This window comes from Cellulomonas sp. P22 (assembly GCF_044392165.1).
Genome location: NZ_JBISBW010000011.1, coordinates 77,175 through 88,223 on the forward strand (window position 1 = coordinate 77,175; position 11,049 = coordinate 88,223).

The window sequence follows — 11,049 nt, forward strand, 5'->3', positions numbered from 1 at the left end:
TCCTCAATCTGCTCTCAGGTCCGGCGTTCAGCCGACCGGTCCGCCGAAGATGTCGATCGAGCCCTCACGGAGGGTGACGATCGCACGCTTGGTGTCCTTGCGTCGGCCGATGCCGAACTTGGTCCGCCGCGACTTGCCCTTGCGGTTGACCGTGTTCACCGAAGCGACCTTGACCGAGAAGATCTGCTCGACAGCGATCTTGATCTCGGTCTTGTTCGAGCGCGGGTCCACGAGGAAGGTGTACTTGCCCTCGTCGAGCAGCCCGTAGCTCTTCTCCGAGACGACCGGCGCGAGCAGGATGTCCCGCGGGTCCTTGCCGACGGTGGCGCTCACTTGCTCTCCTCCTCAGCCTCGGTCGAGGTCGCACTGGCCGTGGCCGAGCGACCCTTCGCCGGTCCTGCGAGGAACGCGTCGAGCGCACCCTGCGTGAACACGACGTCGTCCGAGATCAGGACGTCGTAGGTGTTGAGCTGGTCGGCGACCAGCAGGTGAACCCGCTCGACGTTCCGCAGCGACTTCCACGTGATCTCGTCCTGGCGCTCGACCACGACGAGGACGTTCTTGCGACCCGACAGGTTCGCGAGGACGTTGAGTGCCGACTTGGTCGAGGGCGCGGCGCCCGGGGCGAACCCGGAGACGACGTGCACACGACCGGCACGGGCGCGGTCCGAGAGGGCACCGCGGAGCGCCGCGGCCTTCATCTTCTTCGGGGTCCGCTGGCTGTAGTCGCGCGGGGTCGGTCCGTGGACCACGCCACCACCGGCGAACTGGGGGGCGCGGGTCGAGCCCTGACGGGCGCGGCCGGTGCCCTTCTGCTTGTAGGGCTTCTTGCCGCCACCACGGACCTCGCCACGAGTCTTCGTCGAGGCGGTGCCCTGGCGTGCCGCCGCGAGCTGCGCGACGACGACCTGGTGGATCAGCGGGACGTTGGTCTGGACGTCGAAGACCTCGGCGGGAAGGTCGGTCGTGCCGGCCTTCTTGCCCGTCGGGTCGACCACGTCGACCGTCAGCGTGTCAGACATGGGGTCATGCCCCCTTCACTGCGGAGCGCACGACGACGACGCCACCCTTGGGGCCCGGAACGGCGCCCTTGACGAGCACCAGGCCCTTCTCGGCGTCGACCGCGTGGACGGTCAGGTTCTGCGTGGTCTGGCGGTCGACACCCATCCGACCCGCCATGCGCACGCCCTTGAAGACTCGCGACGGGGTCGAGGCCCCACCGATCGAGCCCGGCTTGCGGTGGTTGCGGTGTGCACCGTGGGAGGCACCGACGCCGTGGAAGCCGTGACGCTTCATGACACCGGCAGTGCCCTTGCCCTTGGTCGTGCCGACGACGTCCACCAGAGTGCCGGCCTCGAAGACGGCAGCGGTGATCTCCTGGCCGAGCGTGTACTCGGAGGCGTCGGTGGTGCGGATCTCGGCCACGTGCCGGCGGGGGGTGACCCCGGCCTTCTCGAAGTGGCCCTTCAGCGGCTGGGTCACCTTGCGCGGGTCGATCTGGCCATAGGCCAGCTGGACCGCGGTGTACCCGTCCGTCTCAGCGGAGCGGACCTGCGTCACGACGTTCGTCCCGACCTGCAGCACGGTGACGGGGACGAGACGCCCGTTGGCGTCCCAGACCTGCGTCATGCCGAGCTTGGTGCCGAGCAGCGCCGTGACGGGGCGCGCATTCTGCTGGGTGGTCATAAAGATCAGTTCCTTCCCAGCGTCAGAGCTTGATCTCGATGTTCACGTCAGCCGGCAGGTCGAGACGCATGAGCGAGTCGACCGCCTTCGGCGTGGGATCGATGATGTCGATGAGCCGCTTGTGCGTGCGCATCTCGAAGTGCTCGCGGCTGTCCTTGTACTTGTGAGGCGACCGGATGACGCAGAAGACGTTCTTCTCCGTCGGCAGCGGCACCGGGCCCACGACCGTCGCACCAGCGCGAGTCACCGTGTCGACGATCTTGCGCGCCGAGCTGTCGATGACCTCGTGGTCGTAGGACTTGAGCCGGATGCGGATCTTCTGTCCCGCCATGGCGTCGTCTACTTCTCTCTCTCGAACCGCTTCTGTCCGACCCCCGCACTCGGGCGTGTCGCCTTGCGTGACACATCCTTGCGCTGCATCCCGTGCCGAGTCGGCCGGAACGAGGTCGTTGTGTGCTGTCTGAGCTCTCCGCCGCCGGGTGACCCCGGGGCCCGCAGAGCTCTCAACGTGTCTCTGCCCGGCGATATCGGCGCTCGCGCACGAGTGCGCGCGCCCGCACCGGGCAACCTGAACAGTGTGCCAGAACATGGCACCGATGACCAACTCGCCCCCGTCGGGATCCCGATGGATCCCTGCACGGGGACATGCGCAGGGCCCGGACGCGAACGTCCGGGCCCTGCAGGACATCACTTGATGATCTTGATGACCTTGCCCGAGCCGACGGTCCGGCCACCCTCGCGGATGGCGAAGCCGAGGCCCTCTTCCATGGCGATCGGCTGGATCAGCTGCACGGTGATCTCGGTGTTGTCACCAGGCATGACCATCTCGGTGCCCTCGGGCAGCGTGATGACGCCGGTGACGTCCGTCGTGCGGAAGTAGAACTGGGGACGGTAGTTGCCGTAGAACGGGTTGTGACGGCCACCCTCGTCCTTGGCCAGGATGTAGACCTGGCCCTCGAACTCGGTGTGGGGCGTGATCGAACCCGGCTTGACGACGACCTGGCCGCGCTCGACCTCTTCGCGCTTCGTGCCACGAAGAAGCAGACCGACGTTCTCGCCGGCCTCGGCGTAGTCGAGCAGCTTGCGGAACATCTCGACGCCGGTGACCGTGGTCTTGATCGCCTTCTCCTTGATGCCGACGATCTCCACCTCCTCGTTCACCTTGAGCGAGCCGCGCTCGACACGACCGGTGACGACCGTGCCACGACCGGTGATCGTGAAGACGTCCTCGATGGGCATGAGGAACGGCTTGTCGATCTCGCGGACCGGGTCCGGGACGTTCTCGTCGACGGCGTCCAGCAGGTCCTCGACGGACTTGACCCAGACCGGGTCGCCCTCGAGCGCCTTGAGGCCGGACACGCGCACCACGGGGACGTCGTCGCCCGCGAAGCCCTGCGACGTGAGGAGCTCGCGCACCTCCATCTCGACGAGGTCCAGGATCTCCTCGTCGTCGACCATGTCGGTCTTGTTCAGCGCGACGAGCAGGTACGGGACGCCGACCTGACGGGCGAGCAGCACGTGCTCACGCGTCTGGGCCATGGGGCCGTCGGTCGCCGCGACCACGAGGATCGCGCCGTCCATCTGCGCGGCACCCGTGATCATGTTCTTGATGTAGTCGGCGTGCCCAGGCGCGTCGACGTGCGCGTAGTGGCGCTTCTCGGTCTGGTACTCGACGTGCGCGATGTTGATCGTGATACCGCGCTGCTTCTCCTCGGGCGCCTTGTCGATCTCGTCGAACGGCGTGAAGGGGTTCAGGTCGGGGTACTTGTCGTGCAGCACCTTCGAGATCGCGGCAGTCAGCGTCGTCTTGCCATGGTCGACGTGACCGATGGTCCCGATGTTGACGTGCGGCTTGGTCCGCTCGAACTTGGCCTTGCCCACTGGGTCCTCCTCAGGACTCTGGTAGAGAATGCCGAACGACGCAGGGAATCCGGATGACTCCTGCGGAGCGTGCGGTCCTACGGGTCGGTTGTGTGTGGTGGAACTACAGGTTGCGACCTGTGGGACTTACTCGCCCCGGGTCTTCTTGATGATCTCTTCGGCAACGTTCCGAGGAACCTCGGAGTAGCTGTCGAACTGCATCGAGTACACCGCGCGACCCTGGGTCTTCGACCGCAGGTCACCGACGTACCCGAACATCTCGGAGAGCGGCACGAGGGCACGGATGACCTTCACGCCCGTCGCGTCCTCCATGGACTGGATCATGCCTCGGCGAGAGTTGATGTCGCCGATGACCTCACCCATGTAGTCCTCGGGGGTGCGCACCTCGACGGCCATGACCGGCTCCAGAAGAACCGGGTCGGCCTTGCGCACTGCTTCCTTGAGGATCATCGAGCCGGCGATCTTGAACGCCATCTCCGAGGAGTCGACGTCGTGCGCTGCGCCGTCGAGCAGGATCGCCTTGACGCCCACGAGCGGGAAGCCCGCCAGGACGCCGAGCTGCATCGCGCTCTGGATACCGGCGTCGACCGACGGGATGTACTCCCGCGGGATGCGACCACCGGTCACCTTGTTGTCGAACTCGTAGAGCTCGCCCTCGGCCGGGTCGAGCGGCTCGAAGGACATCTGGACCTTCGCGTACTGGCCCGAGCCACCGGTCTGCTTCTTGTGCACGTAGTCGATCTTCTCGACCGCGCGACGGATGGTCTCACGGTAGGCGACCTGCGGCTTGCCGACGTTCGCCTCGACCTTGAACTCGCGACGCATGCGGTCGACGAGGATGTCCAGGTGGAGCTCGCCCATGCCGCCGATGACGGTCTGGCCGGTCTCGTCGTCGAGGCGCACCCGGAACGTCGGGTCCTCCTCGGCGAGCTTCTGGATCGCGATCGAGAGCTTCTCCTGGTCGGCCTTCGTCTTCGGCTCGATGGCCACGTCGATGACCGGCTCGGGGAACGTCATGGACTCGAGCACGACGGGCGCGCTCGGGTCGCACAGGGTGTCACCCGTGGTGACGTCCTTCAGGCCGATGAACGCGTAGATGTGGCCTGCCGTGGCCTCGTCGACCGGGTTCTCCTTGTTGGAGTGCATCTGGAAGAGCTTCCCGATGCGCTCCTTCTTGCCCTTGGTCGCGTTGAGCACCTGGGCGCCCTGCGAGACCTTGCCCGAGTACACCCGGACGTAGGTGAGCTTGCCGAAGAACGGGTGCGTCGCGACCTTGAACGCGAGCGCCGAGAACGGCTCGGTCGCGTCGGGGTGACGCTCGACGATGACCTCCTCGTCCTTGACGTCGTGCCCCTGGACGGCGGGGACGTCGAGCGGGGTCGGCAGGTAGTCGATCACGGCGTCGAGCATGGGCTGGACGCCCTTGTTCTTGAACGCCGAGCCGCACAGCACCGGGTACGCCAGGCTCTGGATCGTGAGCTTGCGGATGCCGGCCTTGAGCTCGGCGACCGTCGGCTCCTCGCCACCGAGGTACTTCTCGAGCAGCTCCTCGTCGGCCTCTGCGACCGCCTCGAGCAGCTCGGCGCGGTACTGCTCAGCCTTCTCGAGCAGGTCGGCCGGGATCTCCTCGATCGAGTACGCCTCGCCGAGCGCGGTCTCGCCGCGCCACACGAGGGCGCGCATCTCGACCAGGTCGACGACGCCCGTGAAGTCGCTCTCGGAGCCGATGGGCAGCTGGATGACCAGCGGCTTGGCCTTGAGGCGGTCGACGATCGTCTTGACCGTGAAGTAGAAGTCAGCGCCCAGCTTGTCCATCTTGTTGACGAAGCAGATGCGCGGGACGTCGTACTTGTCGGCCTGACGCCAGACGGTCTCCGACTGGGGCTCCACGCCCTCCTTGCCGTCGAACACCGCGACCGCACCGTCGAGGACGCGCAGCGAGCGCTCGACCTCGACCGTGAAGTCGACGTGGCCCGGGGTGTCGATGATGTTGATCTGGTTGTCGTGCCAGTAGCAGGTCGTCGCGGCCGACGTGATCGTGATGCCGCGCTCCTGCTCCTGCTCCATCCAGTCCATCGTCGACGCGCCGTCGTGCGTCTCACCGATCTTGTAGTTGACCCCGGTGTAGAAGAGGATCCGCTCGGTGGTCGTCGTCTTGCCGGCATCGATGTGCGCCATGATGCCGATGTTGCGGACCTTGTTCAGGTCCGTCAGCACGTCCAGTGCCACGTGTTCAGCCCCTTGTCGGTTGGCTCGGAAGTTCGCGGTCCGTGGTGATCACCAGCGGTAGTGCGCGAACGCCTTGTTGGACTCGGCCATCTTGTGCATGTCCTCGCGGCGCTTGACCGCTGCGCCCAGGCCGTTGCTGGCGTCGAGGATCTCGTTCATGAGGCGCTCGGTCATCGTCTTCTCGCGGCGTGCCCGCGAGTAGTCCGTGAGCCAGCGCAGCGCGAGCGTCGTGGAACGCACCGGGCGGACCTCGACGGGCACCTGGTAGGTCGCGCCACCGACGCGGCGCGAACGCACCTCGAGGGCCGGGCGGACGTTCTCGAGCGCACGCTTGAGCACGACGACCGGGTCGCCCTGCGTCTTCTCGCGCACGCCCTCGAGGGCGCCGTAGACGATCGACTCGGCGACGGACTTCTTGCCGTCGAGGAGGACCTTGTTGATGAGCTGCGTGACGACGGGCGATCCGTAGACCGGGTCGACGATGAGCGGCCGCTTCGGGGCCGGACCCTTGCGAGGCATCAGTTGCTGCCCTTCTTCGCGCCGTAACGGCTGCGAGCCTGCTTGCGGTTCTTCACGCCCTGCGTGTCGAGCGCGCCACGGACGATCTTGTAACGGACACCGGGAAGGTCCTTCACGCGGCCGCCGCGCACGAGCACGATCGAGTGCTCCTGCAGGTTGTGACCGACGCCGGGGATGTAGGCGGTGACCTCGATACCGCTGGACAGCTTGACGCGCGCGACCTTGCGGAGAGCCGAGTTCGGCTTCTTCGGGGTGGTCGTGTAGACGCGGGTGCACACACCGCGGCGCTGCGGGCTGCCCTTGAGGGCGGGAGTCTTCGACTTGTTGGTCTTCGGCTGCCGGCCCTTGCGGACCAGCTGCTGGATCGTAGGCACTACGTCTCCGAGTCTGTAGGTGAGTCTCTGGTCAACCAGGTCCTAGCCCGGTCTGGTGGAGGCACCTCCACCCGGTCGCGTCGCGTGGCGACGTCCCCTGGTGGGGCCCTCAGGCCTTTCCTCCCGCACCGACCCCCGCGCCCGGGCGTGTCGACCGCTCTCCTCACGACGACACACGTCGACATGACATCGACCATGTGTCGCGCGGGGCAGAACACGTCTTCACCCGGCACATCCACCGACCGACAGAGAACGTTGTCCCGGTCTGTCCCGTGATGTGCACGCACGAGGGCCCGACGGCGCGGGCACGGTTCCTCACGCTACCGGCAGGGGCTGCGACAGTCAAAGCAGCAGACCACCGTACCGGCGGCGAGGTGCCGCGCCCAGCCCGTCCCCCGGACCGTCACCGGCACGGGGCGCAGGGCTGGGACGCCCGAGGGGGCCGGCCGTCGCCGGCAGGCCCCCTCGGGGTGGATCAGCGGACGGACATCAGCGGAAGTCGCCGAAGTCGATGTCCTCGAGCGGGATCGCCTCGCCCGAGCCGAGGCCCAGGGCGGGGAAGTCGATCTCGTCGTAGCCGAAGGACGGGTACAGCTCGGCCTTCGCCTCCTCGGTGGGCTCGACCTCGACGTTGCGGTACCGGGCGAGACCGGTACCCGCCGGGATGAGCTTGCCGATGATGACGTTCTCCTTGAGCCCCAGCAGCGGGTCGCTGCGTCCGCTCATGGCCGCCTCGGTCAGCACCCGGGTCGTCTCCTGGAAGGAGGCGGCCGAGAGCCACGAGTCGGTCGCGAGCGAGGCCTTGGTGATGCCCATGAGCTCCGGACGGCCCGAGGCCGGCTGGCCACCCTCGGCGACCGCACGGCGGTTGGCGTCCTCGAACCGGCCACGCTCGGCGAGCTCGCCGGGCAGCAGGTCCGTGTCGCCCGAGTCGAGGACCGTCACGCGACGCAGCATCTGCCGCACGATGACCTCGATGTGCTTGTCGTGGATGTCCACGCCCTGCGAGCGGTAGACCTCCTGGACCTCGTCCACCAGGTGCTTCTGCGTGGCACGGGGGCCCAGGATGCGCAGCACCTTCTTCGGGTCGACGGCGCCGACCACGAGCTGGGTGCCGACCTCGACGTGGTCGCCGTCGTTGACCAGCAGGCGCGAACGCTTGGTGATCGGGTAGGCGAGCTCCTCGGAGCCGTCGTCGGGCGTGAGCACGATGCGACGCGTGCGCTCGGCCTCGTCGATCGTGATCCGACCCGTGAACTCCGCGATCGGACCCTCACCCTTGGGGGTGCGGGCCTCGAACAGCTCCTGGATACGGGGCAGACCCTGGGTGATGTCATCGGCCGAGGCCACACCACCGGTGTGGAACGTACGCATCGTGAGCTGCGTGCCGGGCTCACCGATCGACTGCGCCGCGATGATGCCGACGGCCTCACCGATGTCGACGAGCTTGCCGGTGGCCAGCGAACGGCCGTAGCACTTGGCACACGTGCCGACACGCGACTCGCAGGTCAGGACCGAACGGACCTTGATCTCCGTGACGCCGGCCTCGAGCAGCTCGTCGAGCAGCACGTCGCCGATGTCCTCGCCCGCCTCGCCGATGACCTTGCCGTCGATCTCGACCGGCGTGGCCAGCGTGCGCGAGTAGACGCTCGTCTCGACCTTGTCGTGGCGGCGCAGCGCACCGTCCGCGCCGGGCACGCCGATCGGCATGACCAGGCCGCGCTCGGTGCCGCAGTCCTCCTCGCGGACGATGACGTCCTGCGAGACGTCCACCAGACGACGCGTCAGGTAGCCCGAGTCGGCGGTCCGCAGAGCGGTGTCCGCCAGACCCTTACGGGCACCGTGCGTCGCGATGAAGTACTCGAGGACGGACAGGCCCTCGCGGTAGTTGGCCTTGATCGGACGAGGGATGATCTCGCCCTTCGGGTTCGCCACGAGACCACGCATACCGGCGATCTGACGGACCTGCATCCAGTTACCACGAGCCCCCGAGCCGACCATCTTGTAGACGGTGTTCTGCTTCGGGAAGTTGTCCTGCATCGCCTTGGCGACCTTGTCGGTGGCCTGCGTCCAGATCTCGATGAGCTCCTGACGACGCTCGTCGTCGGTGATCAGGCCCTTGTCGTACTGGCCCTGCACCTTCGCCGCGCGTGCCTCGTGCTCCTCGAGGATGGCCGCCTTGGCCGCGGGGGTCGCGACGTCCGAGATGGAGATCGTGACGCCCGAGCGGGTGGCCCAGCGGAAACCGGCCTCCTTGAGCGCGTCGAGGGACGCGGCGACCGCGACCTTCGGGTAGCGCTCGGCGAGGTCGTTGACGATGACCGACAGACGCTTCTTGTCGACCACGCCGTTCTCGTACGGGTAGTCGACCGGCAGCAGCTCGTTGAACAGCGCACGGCCCAGCGTCGTGTCGAACGACAGCGGGGTGCCCTGCTCCCAGCCCTCGGGCGCGTCGCCCTCGGCCAGCACCGGGTCCTCGAGACGGATACGGACCTTGGCGCTCAGGTCCAGGCTGCCCTGGTCGAACGCCATGATCGCCTCGGCGACCGAGGAGAACGCGCGGCCCTCGCCGAGCGCACCCTCCTTGTCGAGCGTCAGGTGGTACAGACCGATGATCATGTCCTGCGAAGGCATGGTCACCGGACGACCGTCCGACGGCTTGAGGATGTTGTTGCTCGAGAGCATGAGGATGCGGGCCTCGGCCTGCGCCTCGGCGCTCAGGGGCAGGTGGACGGCCATCTGGTCACCGTCGAAGTCGGCGTTGAACGCCGCGCAGACGAGCGGGTGCAGGTGGATCGCCTTGCCCTCGACCAGCTGCGGCTCGAACGCCTGGATGCCCAGACGGTGCAGCGTGGGCGCGCGGTTGAGCAGCACGGGGTGCTCGGTGATGACCTCTTCGAGGACGTCCCACACGACCGGACGGGCACGCTCGACCATGCGCTTGGCCGACTTGATGTTCTGCGCGTGGTTGAGGTCCACGAGCCGCTTCATGACGAAGGGCTTGAAGAGCTCGAGCGCCATCTGCTTCGGCAGGCCGCACTGGTGCAGCTTGAGCTGCGGGCCGACGACGATGACCGAACGGCCCGAGTAGTCGACGCGCTTGCCGAGCAGGTTCTGGCGGAACCGACCCTGCTTGCCCTTGAGCATGTCCGAGATCGACTTGAGCGGACGGTTGCCGGGGCCCGTGACCGGGCGACCACGACGGCCGTTGTCGAACAGCGAGTCCACGGCCTCCTGGAGCATCCGCTTCTCGTTGTTCACGATGATCTCGGGCGCGCCGAGGTCGAGCAGCCGCTTCAGGCGGTTGTTGCGGTTGATCACGCGGCGGTACAGGTCGTTCAGGTCCGAGGTGGCGAACCGGCCACCGTCGAGCTGGACCATCGGACGCAGGTCCGGCGGGATGACCGGGACGGCGTCCAGGACCATGCCCGTGGGCGAGTTCGTCGTCGTGAGGAACGCGTTGACGACCTTGAGCCGCTTCAGGGCACGCGTCTTGCGCTGGCCCTTGCCGTTCTTGATCGTGTCACGCAGCGACTCCGCCTCGGCCTCGAGGTCGAACGCCTCGAGGCGCTTCTGGATCGCCGCGGCGCCCATCGAGCCCTCGAAGTAGTTGCCGTAGCGGTCCTGGAGCTGCCGGTAGAGCATCTCGTCGCCCTCGAGGTCGGCGACCTTGAGGTTCTTGAACCGGTCCCAGACGTGGTCGAGGCGGTCGAGCTCGGCGTCCGCGCGCTTGCGGATCTGCGTCATCTCGCGCTCGGCCGAGTCGCGCACCTTGCGGCGGGCGTCGGCCTTGGCACCCTCGGCCTCGAGCTCGGCCAGGTCGGCCTCGAGCTTCTGCGCGCGGGTGTTGATGTCGTTGTCGCGGCGGTCCGCGATCTCCTTCTTCTCCAGGTCGATCTCGTTCTGGAGGTTGGGGAGGTCTTCCTGACGACCATCGACGTCGACCGACGTGATCATGTACGCGGCGAAGTAGATGACCTTCTCGAGGTCCTTCGGCGCGAGGTCGAGCAGGTAGCCCAGACGCGACGGCACACCCTTGAAGAACCAGATGTGCGTGACGGGCGCGGCGAGCTCGATGTGGCCCATGCGCTCACGGCGCACCTTCGAGCGCGTGACCTCGACGCCGCACCGCTCGCAGATGATGCCCTTGAAGCGCACACGCTTGTACTTGCCGCAGTAGCACTCCCAGTCCCGGGTGGGGCCGAAGATCTTCTCGCAGAAGAGGCCGTCCTTCTCGGGCTTGAGGGTGCGGTAGTTGATGGTCTCGGGCTTCTTGACCTCGCCGTGCGACCAGGTGCGGATGTCCTCGGCCGTGGCCAGGCCGATTCGCAGCTCATCGAAGACATTGACGTCGAGCAAG

Annotated in this window: 9 protein-coding genes; all 9 read right to left on the bottom strand. The window is 67.1% G+C overall.

What is annotated here, in order from left to right; translation table 11 throughout:
- Positions 1 to 27: 27 nt before the first annotated feature.
- The 9 genes from rplW to ACGIF2_RS13040 all read right to left on the bottom strand — a co-directional run bounded on the left by rplW (position 28) and on the right by ACGIF2_RS13040 (position 11,048).
- The gene (rplW, locus tag ACGIF2_RS13000; RefSeq protein WP_396047249.1) at positions 28 to 333 is read right to left on the bottom strand and encodes a 50S ribosomal protein L23; all 306 of its coding nucleotides are present in this window, start codon (positions 331 to 333) and stop codon (positions 28 to 30) included.
- A complete protein-coding gene (gene rplD / locus ACGIF2_RS13005) occupies positions 330 to 1,022 on the bottom strand; it encodes a 50S ribosomal protein L4 (RefSeq protein ID WP_396047251.1) in 693 nt (230 codons plus the stop codon). Before rplD ends, rplW begins: the two co-directional genes overlap by 4 nt.
- Before the next feature lie 4 nt (positions 1,023 to 1,026).
- Positions 1,027 to 1,686 (bottom strand): 50S ribosomal protein L3, encoded by a 660-nt coding sequence (rplC, locus tag ACGIF2_RS13010; RefSeq protein ID WP_396047253.1) that lies wholly within the window; start codon positions 1,684 to 1,686, stop codon positions 1,027 to 1,029.
- 22 nt (positions 1,687 to 1,708) lie between these two features.
- A complete protein-coding gene (rpsJ, locus tag ACGIF2_RS13015; RefSeq protein WP_012867945.1) occupies positions 1,709 to 2,017 on the bottom strand; it encodes a 30S ribosomal protein S10 in 309 nt (102 codons plus the stop codon).
- A gap of 356 nt (positions 2,018 to 2,373) precedes the next feature.
- Positions 2,374 to 3,567, bottom strand: coding sequence for an elongation factor Tu (gene tuf / locus ACGIF2_RS13020; protein WP_396047255.1), 1,194 nt, complete (start codon positions 3,565 to 3,567; stop codon positions 2,374 to 2,376).
- 126 nt (positions 3,568 to 3,693) lie between these two features.
- On the bottom strand, positions 3,694 to 5,796 hold the full coding sequence (gene fusA / locus ACGIF2_RS13025; protein WP_396047257.1) for an elongation factor G: 2,103 nt from the start codon (positions 5,794 to 5,796) through the stop codon (positions 3,694 to 3,696).
- A 48-nt stretch (positions 5,797 to 5,844) separates the two neighbouring features.
- A complete protein-coding gene (rpsG, locus tag ACGIF2_RS13030) occupies positions 5,845 to 6,315 on the bottom strand; it encodes a 30S ribosomal protein S7 (protein WP_066582332.1) in 471 nt (156 codons plus the stop codon).
- Positions 6,315 to 6,689 (bottom strand): 30S ribosomal protein S12, encoded by a 375-nt coding sequence (gene rpsL / locus ACGIF2_RS13035; protein WP_066582331.1) that lies wholly within the window; start codon positions 6,687 to 6,689, stop codon positions 6,315 to 6,317. The genes rpsG and rpsL overlap by 1 nt, the downstream gene beginning before the upstream one ends.
- A 489-nt stretch (positions 6,690 to 7,178) precedes the next feature.
- Positions 7,179 to 11,048: a DNA-directed RNA polymerase subunit beta' gene (locus ACGIF2_RS13040; protein WP_396047260.1), complete on the bottom strand. Its 3,870-nt coding sequence runs from the start codon at positions 11,046 to 11,048 to the stop codon at positions 7,179 to 7,181.
- Between the last annotated feature and the right edge of the window lies 1 nt (position 11,049).